Here is a 17,281-nt window from a genome sequence, read left to right on the forward strand (position 1 = left end):
GCGACTGGGGCATCACCATGAGCGACAACAGCAAGACGACCACGGCGGTCGCCGACACCATCCCGCAGCAGCGGGACGAGGCCGCCGCACCGCTGGTGAAAGTCAGCGGTCTGACCAAACACTTCCCGATCAAGGGCGGTTTCCCGATCCGGCGTACCGTCGGCGCGGTGAAGGCCGTCGACGGCGTCGACTTCGAGGTGTTCCCGGGGGAGAGCCTCGGCCTCGTCGGCGAGTCCGGCTGCGGCAAGTCGACGACCGGCCGGCTGCTGACCCGGCTGTACGAGCCGACCTCGGGCACCATCGAGTACAAGGGCCAGGACATCAGCCGGGCCGGCCGCAAGGAGCTGGCGCCGGTCAGGTCCGAGATCCAGATGATCTTCCAGGACCCGTACGCCTCGCTGAACCCCCGGCAGACCGTGGGCACGATCATCTCGGGCCCGATGGAGATCAACGGCATCAACCCGCCGGGCGGCCGGGAGAAGCGCGTCCGTGAACTCCTGGAGATCGTCGGTCTCAACCCGGAGCACTACAACCGCTTCCCGCACGAGTTCTCCGGCGGCCAGCGCCAGCGCATCGGCGTCGCGCGGGCCATCGCCCTCCAGCCCCAGCTGATCGTCGCCGACGAGCCGGTCTCGGCCCTCGACGTGTCGATCCAGGCCCAGGTCGTGAACCTGCTCCAGGAAGTGCAGCGGGAGATGGGCATCGCGTTCGTCTTCATCGCCCACGACCTGGCGATCGTGCGGCACTTCTCGCAGCGCGTCGCGGTGATGTACCTCGGGAAGATCGTCGAGATCGCGGACCGCGACTCGATCTACAACCGGCCCCGCCACCCCTACACGCACGCGCTGCTGTCCGCCGTGCCGGACGCCGACATCGACGCGGAGAAGCGGGAGCGCATCCGTCTGGAGGGCGACGTCCCCTCGCCGATCGCCCCGCCGTCCGGCTGCCGCTTCCGCACCCGCTGCTGGAAGGCGCAGGACAAGTGCGCGACCGAGGAGCCCCCGCTGGTCCGCCTCGACGGGAACAAGCAGGGCCACCTGACGGCCTGCCACTTCCCCGAGGCGCCCAGCACCACGGCGCGCACCGAGGACGTGGTGATGGACCCGGGCCTGAAGGCCCTGGAGGAGCACGGCACCGCGGACGTCGACAAGAGCTGACCCGGCGGACCCCTCCGTTCGGGGCACCGGCCACGCCGAACCACCCGGGACCGGGGGCGGGAGCGAGCGCTCCCGCCCCCGGTCCCGCTGTGTGCCGGGCGTTCCTCCGTACGCTCCTGTGGAGCAACCCCGTACCCATACGGACCGGACGAACGTGCGCCGCGCGGCACCTCCTCGGAAGCTGACCCAGCAAGGGATCGGCGGACGAGGAGGCACTCCATGCGCGGAGCGACGCACGCCAGATGGGCCGCGGGCGCGGCGGCGGCAGCCCTCGCGGCGGCGGGCTGCGGAGGCGGGGCGGACAGCGGCGGCGACACCGCCGCGGTGCTCAGCTCCTCCTGGGGGGACCCGCAGAACCCGCTGGAGCCCGCCAACACCAACGAGGTGCAGGGCGGCAAGGTCCTCGACATGATCTTCCGCAACCTGAAGCGGTACGACCCCCAGACCGGCGAGGCCGAGGACATGCTCGCCGAGAAGATCGAGACCTCCGACTCGCGGAACTTCACGATCACCGTCAAGGACGGCTGGACGTTCAGCAACGGGGAGAAGGTGACCGCGCGGTCCTTCGTGGACGCCTGGAACTACGGCGCGAGCCTGAGGAACAAGCAGCGGAACGCGTACTTCTTCGAGTACGTCGAGGGCTACGACCGGATCCACCCCAACGACGGCGGCAAGCAGAGCGCCGACACCCTCTCCGGTCTCCAGGTCGTCGACGACCGTACGTTCACGGTCCGGCTGACGCAGAAGTTCTCGACCTTCCCCGACACCCTCGGCTACCCCGCCTTCGCGCCGCTGCCGCGGGCCTTCTTCACCGACCACGAGGCCTGGCTGGCCAAGCCCGTCGGCAACGGCCCGTACGCGATCCAGTCCTACACCAAGGGCTCCCAGATGGAACTGCGCACCTGGGAGGGGTACCCGGGGCCGGACAAGGCGCGCAACGGCGGGGTGACCCTGAAGGTGTACACCGACAACAACACCGCCTACACCGACCTGATGGCCGGCAACCTCGACCTCGTCGACGACGTGCCCGCCGCCCAGCTCAAGAACGTGAGGAACGACCTGGGCGACCGCTACCTCAACACCCCCGCCGGCATCATCCAGACGCTCGCCTTCCCCTACTACGACCCCGACTGGAACAAGACCGGCTCCGCCAAGGTCCGCACCGGCCTGTCCCGGGCGATCGACCGCGAGCAGATCACCCGGACGATCTTCCAGAACACCCGCACCCCCGCCACCGACTGGACCTCCCCGGTGCTCGGCGAGGACGGCGGCTACAAGAAGGGCCTGTGCGGGGACGCCTGCGCCTACGACCCCGAGGCGGCCAAGAAGCTCATCGAGGAGGGCGGCGGCCTCCCCGGCGGCCAGGTGAAGATCACGTACAACGCGGACAGCGGCTCCCACAAGCAGTGGGTCGACGCGGTCTGCAACTCCATCAACAACGCCCTGGACAACGACCGGGCCTGCGTCGCCAACCCGGTCGGCACCTTCGCCGACTACCGCGGCCAGATCACCGAGAAGAAGCTGGCGGGCCCCTTCCGGGCCGGCTGGCAGATGGACTACCCCCTCATCCAGAACTTCCTCCAGCCGCTCTACTACACCAACGCCTCCTCCAACGACGGCAAGTGGTCCGACGAGCAGTTCGACCGGCTCGTCGACGAGGCCAACGCCGAGACCGACACCGCCGCGGCCGTGGCGAAGTTCCAGCAGGCCGAGGAGGTCGTCCGGGACAGCATGGCCGCCATCCCGCTCTGGTACCAGAACGGCAGCGCCGGCTACTCGCAGCGGCTGTCCGGCGTACGGCTCAACCCGTTCTCCGTCCCCGTCTACGACGAGATCAAGGTCAGCTGACCCGCCATGGGGCGGTATGTGATCCGGCGCCTGCTCCAGATGGTCCCGGTGTTCGTCGGCGCCACCCTGCTGATCTTCCTGATGGTGCACGTGATGGGCGACCCCATCGCGGGACTCTGCGGCGACCGCGAGTGCGACCCGGCCACCGCCGCCCAGCTCAGGAAGGAGTTCGGCCTCGACCAGCCGGTGTGGCGGCAGTACCTGACCTACATGGGGAACGTCTTCACCGGCGACTTCGGCACGGCGTTCAACGGCCAGCCGGTCACCGAGCTGATGGCGACGGCGTTCCCGGTCACCGTCCGGCTGACGATCGTCGCGATCCTCTTCGAGATCGTCGTCGGCATCACCCTGGGCGTCGTCACGGGCCTGCGCCGGGGCAGGCCCGTGGACACCGGCGTCCTCCTCGGCACCCTCGTCGTCATCTCCGTCCCCACCTTCGTCACCGGTCTGCTGCTGCAACTGCTGCTCGGCGTGGAGTGGGGGTGGATCGCACCGTCGGTGTCCCCGGCGGCGACCTTCGACGAGCTGATCGTCCCGGGCCTGGTGCTGGCCTCGGTCTCCCTGGCCTACGTCACCCGTCTGACCCGCACCTCCATCGCGGAGAACCGGCGCTCCGACTACGTCCGCACCGCCGTCGCCAAGGGACTGCCCCGGCACCGGGTCGTCACCCGGCACCTGCTGCGCAACTCCCTGATCCCCGTGGTCACCTTCATCGGCACCGACATCGGCGCCCTGATGGGCGGCGCCATCGTCACCGAGCGCATCTTCAACATCCACGGCGTCGGCTTCCAGCTCTACCAGGGCATCCTCCGCCAGAGCACCCAGACCGTGGTCGGCTTCGTGACCGTCCTGGTGCTGGTCTTCCTGGTGGCCAACCTGCTGGTCGACCTCCTGTACGCCGTACTCGACCCGAGGATCCGCTATGTCTGAGCAGCCGTACGCGATGTCCGAGCAGCCGTACGCGGTGCCGGAGCAGCCGTACGCGCCCGGGGGCGCCGTCGCCGGGACCGGCATGGGCGGCACGATGGACCTCGCGACGAGCGAGGGCGCGTCGCTGGAGGCGGCGCCGCGGGGCCCGGACGACGCCGGCCCCGGCGCCAAGCCGCGCTCCCTGTGGTCCGATGCCTGGCGGGACCTGCGCCGCAACCCGGTCTTCCTCCTCTCCTCCCTGGTCATCCTCTTCCTGGTGTTCGTCTCCCTGTGGCCCTCGGCGATCGCCTCCGGCTCCCCCCTGTCGTGCGACCTCGCCAAGGCCCAGGAGGGCTCCCAGCCGGGCGCTCCCTTCGGCTACGACGGACAGGGCTGCAACGTCTACACCAGGACCGTCTACGGCGCCCGTACGTCCGTCACGGTCGGTGTCCTGGCCACGCTGGGCGTCGCCGTCCTCGGCAGCGTGCTCGGCGGGCTCGCCGGGTTCTTCGGCGGGGCGGGGGACGCGGTCCTGTCCCGGATCACCGACATCTTCTTCGCGATCCCGGTCGTCCTCGGCGGTCTGGTCCTGCTGTCCGTGGTGACCGGCGACACGGTCTGGCCGGTCATCGGGTTCATGGTGCTGCTCGGCTGGCCGCAGATCTCCCGGATCGCCCGCGGCTCGGTCATCACCGCCCGGCAGCACGACTACGTCCAGGCCGCCCGCGCCCTGGGCGCCTCCCCCGCCCGGACGCTGCTGCGGCACATCGCGCCCAACGCCGTCGCCCCGGTGATCGTCGTGGCGACCATCGCGCTCGGCACGTACATCGCGCTGGAGGCGACCCTGTCCTACCTCGGCGTCGGCCTGAAGCCGCCGACCGTCTCCTGGGGCATCGACATCTCCGCCGCCTCCCCCTACATCCGCAACGCCCCGCACGCCCTGCTGTGGCCCTCCGGCGCGCTGGCGGTCACCGTCCTCGCGTTCATCATGCTGGGCGACGCGGTGCGCGACGCCCTCGACCCGAAGCTGAGGTGACGGCGTCATGCTGCTCGACGTACGCGACCTGCACATCGAGTTCCGCACCCGCGACGGCGTCGCGAAGGCCGTCAACGGCGTCTCCTACGGTGTCGACGCGGGCGAGACCCTCGCCGTGCTCGGTGAGTCCGGCTCCGGCAAGTCCGTCACCGCCCAGGCGGTCATGGGCATCCTCGACACCCCGCCCGGGCGGATCACCGGCGGCGAGATCCTCTTCCGGGGCCGGGACCTGCTGAAGCTGAAGGAGGAGGAGCGCCGCGCGGTCCGCGGCGCCCAACTGGCGATGATCTTCCAGGACGCGCTGTCGTCCCTCAACCCCGTGCTCACGGTGGGCGACCAGCTCGGCGAGATGTTCGTCGTCCACCGGGGCCTGTCGCGCAAGGACGCGCGGGCCCGCGCCGTCGAGCTGATGGACCGGGTGCGCATCCCGGCGGCGAGGGAGCGGGTCAGGGACTACCCGCACCAGTTCTCCGGCGGCATGCGCCAGCGCATCATGATCGCGATGGCGCTGGCCCTGGAACCGGCGCTCATCATCGCCGACGAGCCGACCACCGCCCTCGACGTCACCGTGCAGGCCCAGGTCATGGACCTGCTCGCCGAGTTGCGGCGCGAGTACCGCATGGGCCTGATCCTCATCACCCACGACCTGGGCGTGGTCGCCGACGTCGCCGACCGCATCGCCGTGATGTACGCGGGCCGGATCGTGGAGTCGGCCCCGGTGCACGGCCTCTACAAGGCGCCGGCCCACCCGTACACCCGGGGGCTGCTGGACTCCGTCCCGCGCCTGGACCGGAAGGGCCGGGAGCTCTACGCGATCAAGGGCCTGCCGCCGAACCTCATGGACATCCCGCCCGGCTGCCCCTTCCACCCGCGCTGCCCGATGGCCCGGGACGTGTGCCGGACCGACGTGCCGCCGCTGTACGCGGTGGACGAGGACCGGGGCAGCGCCTGCCACTTCTGGAGGGAGTGCCTGCATGGTGCCGACGGCTGAACCGGTCCTGGAGGTGAGCGGGCTCGTCAAGCACTACCCGCTCACCCGGGGCGTCCTCTTCAAGAAGCAGGTCGGCGCCGTGAAGGCGGTCGACGGCGTCGACTTCGCGCTCGGCCGGGGCGAGACCCTGGGCATCGTGGGGGAGTCGGGCTGCGGCAAGTCCACGGTCGCCAAGATGCTGGTCCACCTGGAGCGGCCGACGGCGGGCCGCATCCGGTACCGGGGCGAGGACATCACCCGGCTGTCGGGCCGGGCCCTCAAGGCCGTCCGCCGCAACATCCAGATGGTCTTCCAGGACCCCTACACCTCCCTCAACCCGCGGATGACGGTCGGGGACATCATCGGGGAGCCGTACGAGATCCACCCCGAGGCGGCCCCCAAGGGCGACCGGCGGAGGCGGGTGCGGGAACTGCTGGACGTCGTGGGTCTCAACCCCGAGTACGTCAACCGCTATCCGCACCAGTTCTCCGGCGGCCAGCGCCAGCGCATCGGCATCGCGCGCGGGCTCGCCCTGCGGCCCGAGGTCATCGTCGCCGACGAGCCGGTCTCCGCGCTGGACGTGTCGGTCCAGGCCCAGGTGGTCAACCTCCTCGACCGGCTCCAGAGCGAGTTCGAGCTGTCGTACCTCTTCATCGCGCACGACCTGTCCGTCGTGCGGCACATCTCGGACCGGGTCGCGGTGATGTACCTCGGGCGGATCGTGGAGACCGGCAGCGACACCGCGATCTACGACCACCCCACCCACCCGTACACCCAGGCCCTGCTGTCGGCGGTGCCGGTGCCCGACCCCGGCGCGCGGGAGCGCCGGGAGCGCATCATCCTCTCGGGTGATGTGCCGTCCCCGACGAACATCCCCTCCGGCTGCCGCTTCCGCACCCGCTGCTGGAAGGCGCGGGAGCGGTGCGCGGTGGAGGTGCCGGCGCTCGCGGTCCCGGCGTGGTTCCGCGCCGGGGGCGGTCCCGCGGCCCACGACTCGGCCTGCCACTTCGCGGAGGAGAAGAAGGTCGTTCCACCGGAGCGGTCGCGCGAAGATCGTGCCCAGGGAGACGCATAGCAGCACATTTGTGCAGTAATCGCGTTAACACGCAGGCAACTTGGCCGACCCGGTTCCGATATACGGACGCGTCAGGCTGAACAGCGTACGGCCGTGCGGGTGCCGTGAACGGGCCGGGAGCACCATGTCTCCCGGCCCGTTGCCGTGTCTCAGCCGCCGGGGCGTCCGGCGGTGCCGCCCGTGAGGCCCAGGGACCGCTTGAGGAAGTCCACCTGGAGCAGCAGCAGGTTCTCCGCGACCTGTTCCTGCGGGGTGATGTGCGTGACCCCGGACAGCGGCAGCACCTCGTGCGGGCGGCCGGCGGCCAGCAGGGCGGAGGACAGGCGCAGGGCGTGGGCGACGACCACGTTGTCGTCGGCGAGGCCGTGCACGATCATCAGCGGGCGGTGCGGGCCGGCCGGCGCGGAGAGCCCCTCGTCGGTGACGAGCGAGTTGTGCGCGTACGTCCCGGCGGCCGCGGCCGGGTCGCCGAGGTACCGCTCGGTGTAGTGGGTGTCGTAGAGCCGCCAGTCGGTCACCGGGGCGCCCGCGACGGCCGCGTGGAAGACGTCCGGGCGGCGCAGCACCGCCAGGGCCGCCAGGTAGCCGCCGAAGGACCAGCCGCGGATCGCCACCCGGGACAGGTCCAGGGGGTGGCTCCGGGCCAGGTCCTGGAGCGCCTCGATCTGGTCGTCGAGGGCGACCGTGAAGTCCTGGTGGATCGCCTTCTCCCAGCCGGGGGAGCGGCCGGGCGTGCCCCGGCCGTCCGCGACGACCACCGCGAAGCCCTGGTCGGCGAACCACTGGGAGGTCAGGTGCGTGTTGTGCGCGGCGAGCACCCGCGGCCCGTGCGGCCCGCCGTAGGGGTCGAGGAGCACCGGCAGTGAGGTGTCACCGGGGTAGTCCGTAGGCATAAGCACGGCGCACGGGATTCTTCGTGCGCCCCCCTCGGTGAAGCGCACGCGGGGGGACAGACCGGGATCTTCCGCATACGACCGGACAGTCGCCACGGTCTTCCCGTCCCGCTGGACCAGGGCCCGGCTCCCCGGCCGGTCGGGCACCGCCGATACCATCACGGTCACGCCCCCCGAGCGCACCGCCGAGTGCACCCCCGGCTCCTGCGAGAGGCGCTCGACGCCGAGTTCGCTGACGCGGTAGACGTGCACCTCGCCGGTCTCCCGCGGCGACGCGTCCTCCCCGGCCGACGCCGAGACCAGTACGTCGTCGGCCGTCACGTCCAGCACCGCCCGCACGTGCAACTGTTCTCCGGTCAGCGGCCGTTCGCCGACCGCGAGGACCCGCGCACCGCCCTCGTCGGTGATTCGGACAAGTTGTCCCGACGGGCTCCAGCACGGCACTCCAGGGAAAAGATCAAGCCATTCTCGATCTTCGTCGGCGTGCACCATCCGGGTCGTCCCGGAGTCGGCGTCCACCGCCAGGTACACCTGAGTTCGCTGGTCGCGAGCCTGTACGAGCAGCAGTGGCGCACCCCCCGCTGACCAGTGCACTCGCGCCAGATAGGGGTAGCGCGCACGGTCCCAGACGACCTCCGTGCGCGCCCCGTCGAGGCCGAACAGGAACAGCCGGACCTCCGCGTTGGCCGTCCCGGCAGCTGGATACGGCACGTGTTTTGGGTCACGTTTCGGATGGGCCGGATCGGAAATCCACCACCGTTCCACCGGCGTGTCGTCCACCCGCGCCACGAGCAGCCGGTCGGACTGCGGGGACCACCAGAACCCCCGCGAACGCCCCATCTCCTCCGCCGCGATGAACTCGGCCAATCCATAGGAAACCGGCTCCGACTCCGGTGCGGCGACCACCCGGTCGCCCTCCCCCTCGGCTCCCACCACCCGCAGCGCACCCCGGGCGACGTACGCGACCAGCCGTCCGTCGGGGGAGGGGCGGGGGTCGACCACCGGCCCCGCGACAGGGAGTTCGCGCGCCGTACCGGCCCGCAGCTCCGCCGTGAAAAGCCGCCCTGACAAGGCAAAAGACGCCAACTCGACGGTCTCGTCGGTGGCGTAGCCGACGATGCCGGCGCCGCCCTCGCGGCTGCGCTCGCGGCGTGCCCGCTCCTCGGGCGGGAGGTCCTCCGGGGCGCCGCCCAGGAGGGCGCGCGGGTCCGCCGCCACGCGCTCCCGGCCGTCCGCCGGATCGAGCATCCACAGCGCGTTCGCCCGGTCCGTGCCGGAGGACGAGCGGAGGAACACGACACGGGAGCCGTCGGGGGCCACCGTGAACGAACGCGGCGCGCCGAGCGTGAAACGCTGGGTGCGGGCGAGCCGCCGGGGGAAGGAGTCCGACTCGGTCGTCATACCCCGACCATATTGGCCATGCGCCCCCTTGTGCGGCTGTGCGCCACTCGATGCGCACGCACTCATAGTTATGATCACTAGCGCTGTGTGGGTATGAACCTGCTGGCAGTTGTACGGTTTTACGCGTTCCCCGCTCTGTACTTTCCCCCACGTTCCCGGGTTCTTGGAGGTGAGCCGCCGTGGCACTCTCGATTTCGGCGGTGGTGCTGCTGGCGATCATCGTCTTCTTGCTGATCAAGAAGTCAGGGCTGAAGGGCGGTCACGCGGTCGTCTGCATGCTGCTCGGCTTCTACCTCGCCTCCTCCACCATGGCGGGGACGATCAGTGATCTGACGACGAGCGTGGCAAGCATGATCGGCAGTATCAAGTTCTGACGCGCGTCGGCCCGTGGCTCCGGTGAGCGGTCGACCGGAGCCCGGCTCCGGTCGTCCTGATTCCGCGCCTTCCCCGGATCGGGGTCCGTAAGCCACCCGGCTTCGGGCGTTCTCCCCTCGGTCCGGGGTGAGCGGACCGTCAGCCCTCGGACGCGTACGGCACGAAGGCGGCCCAGGCCCCCGGCGAGAGCCGGAGGCGTGGTCCTTCGGTGTGCTTGGAGTCGCGGACGTGGACGGTGCCGGGGGTGGTGGCGATCTCGACGCAGTCGTTCGGGTTGCTGCTGTCGCTGTAGCTGCTCTTGAACCACGCCAACGTGAACGCGTCTTCGGCAGAGTCCTTGCGGATCATGTCTCTCCCACCAGTTGCTCGACGAAGGCCAGTGACTCCCGTGTGGTCAGAGCCTCGGCCCGGATGATGCCATAGCGCAGTTCGAGGATCCGGAGCTGCTTCGGGTCGTGGACGGGACGGCCGTTGAACTCGTCGTCCATGCGCCCAACTGCCGTGCCGTCCAAGAACTTCAGCACCTGGATCCGCCCTCCCGTCCCAGGGTGGTCCCAGCGGTCTGTCGGCATCACCTGAATTTCGACGTTCCGCAACAGCGAGACCTCCAGCAGGTGTTCGAGCTGCCGGCGCCACACCATCTTGCCTCCGACCGGGCGCCTCAGCGTCGTCTCTTCCAGGATGAAGCTGAGTTCAGGGGCTGGTGAGCGCTCGTAGATCGCCTTCCTGGCCATGCGCGCCGCCACAGCCTGCTCCAGTTGGTCTTCGGGGGTCACCGGCCGCCGCGTCTTCAGCAGCGCCCGTGCGTACTCTTCCGTCTGTAGCAGACCGTGCAGATTGTGGTTGCCGTACGAGAGCAGCTCCGCGGCCTTTGCCTCCATCTCCGCCAGCTGCCGGAGCTTCCTGGGGTACCGGACCTTCTCCACGTCCTCCTTCATCGCCGCCAGCAGTCCACCCGCCCCCAGCAGCTCGTCCGCCCGGTCCAGGAACTCCGGCCGGGGAATCCGCTTCCCGCCCTCGATCTTGTAGATCAGGTCCTCGCCGTACCCGAGGGCCTCCGCGAACTGGCCGGCGCGCATCCCCACGGCCTCACGCCGCAGCCTGATCTGCCGCCCCACCGTGGCGACGACCGCGATGCCCCACTCGTCGTCGGGCTCCACCTCCCAGCCCGGCTCGTCCGCCTCGGCCGTGGGCCGGTCCAAGACCCGGCCGTCCACCTGCTGCATCCCGCACCCCTCCGTCGTCCGAACGTGGCGCGACGCCCCTACCCGCACGGCGGCCCTCGACGGCCTCGACACGACCGGACAACCTCCGGACGGTCACCGTGCGCAACGGAGTCGTCACTCGTCACGGTAAGGGGGTGCGGCCGCTTCGGGTGACGCGATCCGGGGAACCGCCCCCTCTGCATCTGCGATCCCGCCGGAACCCGCGCTCTCGCGTTCCGGTGCCACGGGCGGTCTTTCCCAAGGATCACGATGGAGAAATCACCCCACCAAGCCCCACCCCTCCCGCCCGTCGGCGGGCTCTCACTCGCGCGAGTGAATATCGCCGATTGGGCTGGATTTGCGGGGTGTTGCCTGCCCTACTCTCAGCGCAACGCAACACCACACCGCAGACATGAGACGGCCCTCGCCGGGCTGCAATCCCAAGGCGAGGGCCTGACCACCGAGGAAGAAAAGGCCTTCCTGATGGATGCGCAGAACCCTAGCGTGCGCCCACACGCCCAGTCCCGTCCTACCGCCGACAAACCCCCGAAACGGCGGAACTTCGGCGGTCTCGTCCACGACAACGCCCGCCACACCACCCGCTTCACGGTGATCGGCAACCATCTCGCCCAGCACAGGGAGCTGTCCCTCCTGGCCATCGGGCTGGCCGTGTACATCCAGTCACTGCCCAAGGGCGCCCGCGTCGACATCAAGTCCCTCGTCGCGCGCTTCCCCGAGGGCGCGACCCGTATCGCCGCCGCCCTGCGCGAGCTGGAGGCCCACGGCTACCTCCGTCGCGAGCGCGAGCGCATCCCCGACGGCCGCATCGTCACCCGTACGGTCTCCTGCAACCAGCCCGGCCATCACCGCCGTGCCGCTGCGGTCGCCACCGAGCACACCCCGAGGACGGTCCCCGCCGGGCCGAGGCCGTCCGTGCCCCGCAAGGCACTCCCCGCCGTCCCACGCCCCTCGCACCCCTACCCCAAGCTCCTCGAAGCGGCGACCGACCTCCTTGCCGGTCTCCGCCGCCACGACTCCCGCCTCCTCCTCTCCGCCTGCGACACGGCCCACCTGGCCCCCGGCGTCGCCGCCTGGCTGGAGCGGGACGTCAGCCCCACCGCCGTACGCCAGGCCCTCTCCGCCGACCTGCCGCCCGAGGGCCTCCGCCGCCCCGCCGCCTTCCTGGCCCACCGCCTCACGGCCCTGATGCCGCCCCTGCCCCTGCCCGGCGCCTCCGTCGCCCCGCCGCCGGCCGTCCGGCACCCCCTGCGGAACTGCGAGGGCTGCGACCGAGGCTTCCGCGGGCCCGAACCAGGCCTCTGCCGCGACTGCCGAGCGCGGTCGGCAGCGGCCGTCTGAACACCGAACAAGCAAAGGAACCGCATGGTCAACTCGTCCCACGAGGCGATGCACCGCATCTTCCAGGAGTACCCCGGCCTGTTCACCGGTGTCTCCAAGGTGCTCGACCTCCCCTTCATCCAGCCCGCGTCCGTCACGGTGCTGCCGACGGATCTCACCGAGGTGCGACCCGTCGAGCGCCGTGTCGACACGCTGCTGCGTTTCGACTACGACGGCGAGGACTCGTTCCTGCTCGCTGTCGAAGCGCAGAGCGGGAAAGATCCGGACAAGCCCGCGAGCTGGGCCTACTACCTGTCCTTCCTTTACGCGAAGTACAAGATCCCGCCCTTGCTGCTGGTCGTCTGCCAGGACCGGAGCACGGCCGAGTGGGCCGCGCGTCCGATGGTCCTCGGACCCCCGGACTGGCCGTCTCTCACCCTGCGCCCGCTCGTGGTCGGGCCGCACAACATGCCCGTGATCACCGATCCGGAGGAGGCCCGCGCAGACCTGGCGCTGGCGGTGCTGTCCGCCATCACTCACGCGAAGGAACCGGCCGTGGATGGGATACTGAAGACCCTGTCCACCGCTCTGCACGACGCACCCGAGGCGGTCGTCGTCACGATCATCGAATTCACCGCTCAAGGCCTCGGTGGCAACCGTCGGGCCGCAGAACTCTGGAGGAACCTGGTGGCTGTGGACCTCTCCCCTTACAAGTCGTACATCTTCGAGGAGTTCCGTGACGAGGGGCGTGCCCAGGGGCGTGCCCAGGGGCGGGCCCAGGGGCATGCGGAGGACATCCTGCTGGTCCTGGAGGAACGGGGCCTCGACGTCTCCGAAGAGACCCGTGCGCGCATCACCGGCTGCGACGACCCCGACCTCCTGCGCCGCTGGCTGAAGCGCGCCATCAATGTCTCGTCCGCCGAGGACGTCTTCAGGGAGCCGGACGGCGCCGCCTGATCTTCCCGGGAGCCGTCGTCCCCGCTCCGGCGGGGCGCGGCGGCTCCCCCAGGCAGTCGTGAACGACGCCATCGACTGGCGCGAACGCCTCGCGCTCGCCATCGCCCCCGTACGCGGCGGCGCGGCGGCAGCCGGCCGGGTGGGCGGCCGGGGACAGGCGTCCGCCTCGTAGGGTTGGGCGCATGACGGAACTGCCCGCTCGACGTCTGCTGCTGGTGCACGCGCACCCGGACGACGAGTCGATCAACAACGGCGCGACCATGGCCGGGTACGCGGCCGACGGAGCGCACGTGGCCCTGGTCACCTGCACCCTCGGTGAACGCGGCGAGGTCATCCCGCCGGAGCTGCGGCACCTCACGGGCGCCGCCCTCGGCGAGCACCGCCTGCGCGAGCTGCGGGCCGCCACGGCGGAGCTCGGCGTGCACGACGTCCGGCTGCTCGGCGGCGCCGGCCGCTTCGCCGACTCCGGGATGATGGGCATCCCCGACAACGACGACCCCGGCTGCTTCTGGCAGGCCGACGTCGACGGTGCCGCCGCCCTGCTCGCCGAGGTGATCCTGGAGCTGCGCCCCCAGGTGCTCGTCGCCTACGACGACGACGGCGGCTACGGCCACCCCGACCACATCCAGGCCCACCGCGTCGCCATGCGCGCCGTGGAGCGGGCCGCCGACGCCGGCTGGAGCGTCCCCAAGGTCTACTGGAACCGCGTCCCGCGCTCCGTCGTCGAGGCCGCCTTCGACCGGCTCCGGGACGAGCTGCCCGGCCTGCCCTTCACCGAGAGCGCGACGGTCGGGGACGTCCCCGGCGTCGTCGACGACGAGCGGATCACCACCGAGATCGACGGCACCGCCCACGCCGCCGCCAAGGCCGCCGCGATGCGCGCGCACGCCACCCAGATCGAGGTCGCCCCCGACGGGCGCTCCTTCGCGCTCTCCAACGAGCTGGCGCAACCCCTGTTCACCACCGAGTACTACCAACTGGTGCGCGGCGGTCCGGTGGCGGGCCCCGGCCGGGAGACCGACCTGTTCGCCGGCGTCGGGGAGGAGGCCTGATGTCCGGTCACGGCTCCCCGCTCGCCCAGCCGCTGCGTCCGCCCTCCGCCGGACGGGCCGCCGCCTACCTGGGCCTGCTGCTGCTCGGCGCGGTCACCGGCGCCGCCGGGGCGCTCGTCCAGTCCGGCTGGTTCCCGGGCGGACTGCTGCTCGCGCTCGCGGGCGCCGCCGGCCTCTTCCTCGGCGGGGCGCGCGCCCTCCGCGGCCGGGGCGGGGCCGTCGCCCCCGCCGCGGGCTGGATGATCGCCGTCGTCCTGCTCACCACGGCCCGCCCCGAAGGCGACTTCATGTTCGGCGCGGGAGGCGGCTCCTACCTCTTCCTGCTCGGCGGTATGGCACTGGCTGTGATCTGCGCCACCCTCGCTCCGGGGCGGCAACCTGTCGGCGACGACGTCCGACTTGAGAAGTGACGTACCGCTTCGCCGTGCCGGGGCCGTGCGGGTCCGGTGCGGGTTTCGACGGCGGTCGTGGGATAAGCGCCAGAAGTGGCCAGTATGGTGGTGCGCGCCGCCGGGCCGCCTCTGAGGTCGTGGCGGGCGGCGGAGCCAACCTGGAGAACCTGCCTTGAGTCGTGAAACTGACAGTCCGTCCTCCGGGCCCCACGGGCGCGGCGGAGCCGCATACCCCTCGGGCACCCCGCCCTACGGCACACCGGTGGTGTCCGACGGCGGTGCGGACGCGGGCCGTTCGGCCGCGCAGCCGGAGGAACGCAAGACCGAGACCACGCTGACGACCCGGATCCGGATCAACATCCCCGGGTCGCGGCCCATTCCGCCGGTCGTCGTGCGCAAGCCCGTGGCGGACGCCGAGGGCGCGGGCGACGGCGGTGCCGACGCCCGGACGCAGGGCTCCCCCGCGGAAGCGGGCGCCCCGGCGGCGTCCGCGGCTGCCGGGAACGGAAGTTCCGCGTCCGCCGCGAGCACCGCCGAACCGCCCGCCGCGCAGGCGCCGGCGACCGGGGAGAAGACCAGCGACTGGTTCGCGCCGCGCAAGTCCGCGCCGGGCAAGGCCGGTCAGGGCGGCGGCCCGGCCAACGGGGCCGCGGCCGCGGGCGGTTCCCCCGCGGGCGCCAACGGCGCCGCGGGCGGCGGCGCCCCGCGTCCGGCCGGACCCGGGGCCGGCGCGCCCGGTGGCGGTGCCCCCGGTGGCGCGCGTCCGGGCTCCGGGCGGCCCGGTGGCGCCGGCGGCCCGATGAGCACGCAGGGCGCCCCCCGCTCCGGCGGTGCGAACGGCGCCGGGCTGCCCGGTGGCGCCACCGGCGGTCCGGTGGCTCCGGGGCACGGCGGCGGCACCGGCTCCTTCGACGTGACCGAGGCGCTCGCCGCGGGCCCGCTGGCGGGCGGCACGCGTCCGGGGCAGGGCGGCGGCACCGAGCCGCGCCGCGACGACCTGCCGTACTTCTCGGACGACGGCGGCGGCGGCCGGAACGGCTACGCCCCGGCGAACGGCCAGGGCGGCGTCCCCGGCGCCCCGGGTGGTACCGGTGCTCTGGGTGTCCCCGGTGCGCCGGGTACGCCCGGTGGGCCGAACGGCTTCACCGGCGCGGACGCCCCCGGCGGGCCGAGGGACTTCAGCGGCCCGGACGGCGCCGGCCGCGGTGGCAGGAGCGGCCCGAAGGGTCCCGCCGGCCCGACCGGCGGCCCGGTCACCGGCGACGGCCCGATGGTCCCGCCGATGAACGGCACGGCGCCCGGCGCCGCCACCGGCACGGTGGGCGCCCCCCGCGCTCCCCAGGCACCCGGTGGCCCCGGCGCGCCCGGCGGTCCCGGCGCCCAGGCGGGTCCGGGCGGTCCTGGTGGTCCGGGCGTGCAGGGCGGTCCCGGCACCGGGCCGCTCTTCCCCGGTGGCGGTCTCAGCGACGACACCGCGATCCTCACCCCGCAGCAGCCGGCCCCCGAGCCGGGCCCGGGCGGCGGCTACGGCCGTCATGACAACGTCTCCGGCCAGACCGTCACCAGTGGCATCCCGGTCGTGCCCCCGGGCGGCCAGGGCGCCGGTCCCGGCGGGCCGTTCGCGCCCGGCGCGCACCCCGACGGGCCGCTGCCGCACACCCCGCCGCAGCAGACCGGGCCGGCCGGGCAGAGCACGCCCGCCGCCGACTCGAAGAAGAAAAAGAAGAAGGGCCGCAGCAAGCTGGTCCTGCTCGGCGGCCTGGTCGTGGTCGGCGCCGCCGGCGTCTACGGGGCCGGCCTGCTGATGAACCACTCCGACGTGCCCAAGGGCACCACCGTGCTCGGCGTGGACATCGGCGGCGGCACCCGTGACGACGCCGTCAAGAAGCTCGACAGCGCCTTCGACACCCGGGTGAACCAGGCGCTGAAGCTGTCCGTGGACGGCGGCACCGTCACCCTGAAGCCGGACCAGGCGGGCCTCCAGTTCGACATGCAGGCCACGGTCGACGAGGCGGCCCACAGCGACTACAACCCCGTCTCGGTGATCGGTTCGCTGTTCGGGCAGCAGCGTGTGGTCGAGCCGGTCATGCCGGTCGACGAGGAGAAGCTCCAGGCCGCCCTGGAGAGCGCCGCGGGCGGCTCCGGCTCGGCCACCGACGGCTCGATCACGTTCAAGGCGGGCAAGGCCGTCGCCGTCTACGGCAAGGCCGGCAAGGGCATCGACGCGACCCAGGCCGAGACGGCCGTCGTGGCCGCCTACCGGGCCCTGGTGGAGAACGGCACCACCACATCGGTGAAGGTCCCGACGACCACCAAGCAGCCGACGGTCACCGACGCCGAGGTCGACCGGATGATGAAGGAGTTCGCCGAACCGGCGATGTCCGGCACCGTCACGGTCCAGACCGATGCCGCGCACAGCGTCGCCTTCAGCCCCGAGAACTCCCTCTGGAAGTTCCTCAAGGTCAAGGCCGTCGACGGCAAGCTCGTCGACAGCTACGACGAGGCGGCCCTGAAGGAGCTGTACGGCGGGACCTTCGACGGCGTCAAGATCACCCGCGCCACCGGCCAGAAGACCGACGTCACCGTCCAGGACGTCATCGGAGCCCTGCGCCTGGCCCTGAAGAGCACCACCGACCGGGTCGGGGTCATCGAGACCGACCCGAGCTGACACAC

Annotated in this window: 15 protein-coding genes; 12 read left to right on the forward strand and 3 right to left on the reverse strand. The window is 71.8% G+C overall.

All coding sequences use genetic code 11. The features are described from left to right. Window positions 1-17: 17 nt before the first annotated feature. The 6 genes from ACFYWQ_RS08190 to ACFYWQ_RS08215 all read left to right on the forward strand — a co-directional run bounded on the left by ACFYWQ_RS08190 (window position 18) and on the right by ACFYWQ_RS08215 (window position 6,995). Window positions 18-1,157, forward strand: coding sequence for an ABC transporter ATP-binding protein (locus ACFYWQ_RS08190; RefSeq protein ID WP_389513916.1), 1,140 nt, complete (start codon window positions 18-20; stop codon window positions 1,155-1,157). 219 nt (window positions 1,158-1,376) lie between these two features. Beyond that, the gene (locus ACFYWQ_RS08195) at window positions 1,377-3,005 is read left to right on the forward strand and encodes an ABC transporter substrate-binding protein (RefSeq protein ID WP_389513920.1); all 1,629 of its coding nucleotides are present in this window, start codon (window positions 1,377-1,379) and stop codon (window positions 3,003-3,005) included. Window positions 3,006-3,011: 6 nt separating this feature from the next. Continuing rightward, window positions 3,012-3,935, forward strand: coding sequence for an ABC transporter permease (locus tag ACFYWQ_RS08200; protein WP_389513922.1), 924 nt, complete (start codon window positions 3,012-3,014; stop codon window positions 3,933-3,935). A gap of 34 nt (window positions 3,936-3,969) precedes the next feature. Beyond that, window positions 3,970-4,950 (forward strand): ABC transporter permease, encoded by a 981-nt coding sequence (locus tag ACFYWQ_RS08205; protein WP_389514413.1) that lies wholly within the window; start codon window positions 3,970-3,972, stop codon window positions 4,948-4,950. 7 nt (window positions 4,951-4,957) lie between these two features. Next, the gene (locus ACFYWQ_RS08210) at window positions 4,958-5,941 is read left to right on the forward strand and encodes an ABC transporter ATP-binding protein (protein WP_389513924.1); all 984 of its coding nucleotides are present in this window, start codon (window positions 4,958-4,960) and stop codon (window positions 5,939-5,941) included. Further along, on the forward strand, window positions 5,925-6,995 hold the full coding sequence (locus tag ACFYWQ_RS08215; RefSeq protein WP_389513926.1) for an ABC transporter ATP-binding protein: 1,071 nt from the start codon (window positions 5,925-5,927) through the stop codon (window positions 6,993-6,995). Before ACFYWQ_RS08210 ends, ACFYWQ_RS08215 begins: the two co-directional genes overlap by 17 nt. Before the next feature lie 149 nt (window positions 6,996-7,144). On the opposite strand, the gene ACFYWQ_RS08220 is transcribed toward ACFYWQ_RS08215, so the two are convergent. Then, window positions 7,145-9,289, reverse strand: coding sequence for a prolyl oligopeptidase family serine peptidase (locus ACFYWQ_RS08220; RefSeq protein WP_389513928.1), 2,145 nt, complete (start codon window positions 9,287-9,289; stop codon window positions 7,145-7,147). A gap of 179 nt (window positions 9,290-9,468) precedes the next feature. Between ACFYWQ_RS08220 and ACFYWQ_RS08225 the strand changes: the two genes are divergently transcribed. Then, on the forward strand, window positions 9,469-9,663 hold the full coding sequence (locus ACFYWQ_RS08225) for a hypothetical protein (RefSeq protein ID WP_385067291.1): 195 nt from the start codon (window positions 9,469-9,471) through the stop codon (window positions 9,661-9,663). Window positions 9,664-9,802: 139 nt separating this feature from the next. On the opposite strand, the gene ACFYWQ_RS08230 is transcribed toward ACFYWQ_RS08225, so the two are convergent. Together ACFYWQ_RS08230 and ACFYWQ_RS08235 are read right to left on the reverse strand one after the other, a co-directional pair. Then, entirely contained in the window at window positions 9,803-10,012 is a 210-nt protein-coding gene (locus ACFYWQ_RS08230; protein ID WP_389513930.1) for a DUF397 domain-containing protein, read from the reverse strand. Beyond that, window positions 10,009-10,890, reverse strand: a complete 882-nt coding sequence (locus ACFYWQ_RS08235) for a helix-turn-helix domain-containing protein (RefSeq protein WP_389513933.1) — start codon at window positions 10,888-10,890, stop codon at window positions 10,009-10,011. The genes ACFYWQ_RS08230 and ACFYWQ_RS08235 overlap by 4 nt, the downstream gene beginning before the upstream one ends. Before the next feature lie 462 nt (window positions 10,891-11,352). On the opposite strand from ACFYWQ_RS08235, the gene ACFYWQ_RS08240 reads away from it, so the two are divergent. The 5 genes from ACFYWQ_RS08240 to ACFYWQ_RS08260 all read left to right on the forward strand — a co-directional run bounded on the left by ACFYWQ_RS08240 (window position 11,353) and on the right by ACFYWQ_RS08260 (window position 17,276). Then, window positions 11,353-12,228, forward strand: coding sequence for a helix-turn-helix domain-containing protein (locus ACFYWQ_RS08240; RefSeq protein WP_389513934.1), 876 nt, complete (start codon window positions 11,353-11,355; stop codon window positions 12,226-12,228). A 24-nt stretch (window positions 12,229-12,252) separates the two neighbouring features. Then, window positions 12,253-13,164, forward strand: coding sequence for a hypothetical protein (locus tag ACFYWQ_RS08245; RefSeq protein ID WP_389513936.1), 912 nt, complete (start codon window positions 12,253-12,255; stop codon window positions 13,162-13,164). Window positions 13,165-13,346: 182 nt separating this feature from the next. After that, window positions 13,347-14,216, forward strand: a complete 870-nt coding sequence (gene mshB / locus ACFYWQ_RS08250) for an N-acetyl-1-D-myo-inositol-2-amino-2-deoxy-alpha-D-glucopyranoside deacetylase (RefSeq protein WP_389513938.1) — start codon at window positions 13,347-13,349, stop codon at window positions 14,214-14,216. Next, window positions 14,216-14,626, forward strand: a complete 411-nt coding sequence (locus ACFYWQ_RS08255) for a DUF6113 family protein (RefSeq protein WP_389513940.1) — start codon at window positions 14,216-14,218, stop codon at window positions 14,624-14,626. Before mshB ends, ACFYWQ_RS08255 begins: the two co-directional genes overlap by 1 nt. Before the next feature lie 154 nt (window positions 14,627-14,780). Continuing rightward, entirely contained in the window at window positions 14,781-17,276 is a 2,496-nt protein-coding gene (locus tag ACFYWQ_RS08260; protein ID WP_389513942.1) for a hypothetical protein, read from the forward strand. The last annotated feature ends 5 nt before the right edge of the window (window positions 17,277-17,281 follow it).

The sequence above is a fragment of the Streptomyces sp. NPDC003247 genome, assembly GCF_042888135.1.
Taxonomy (GTDB): domain Bacteria; phylum Actinomycetota; class Actinomycetes; order Streptomycetales; family Streptomycetaceae; genus Streptomyces.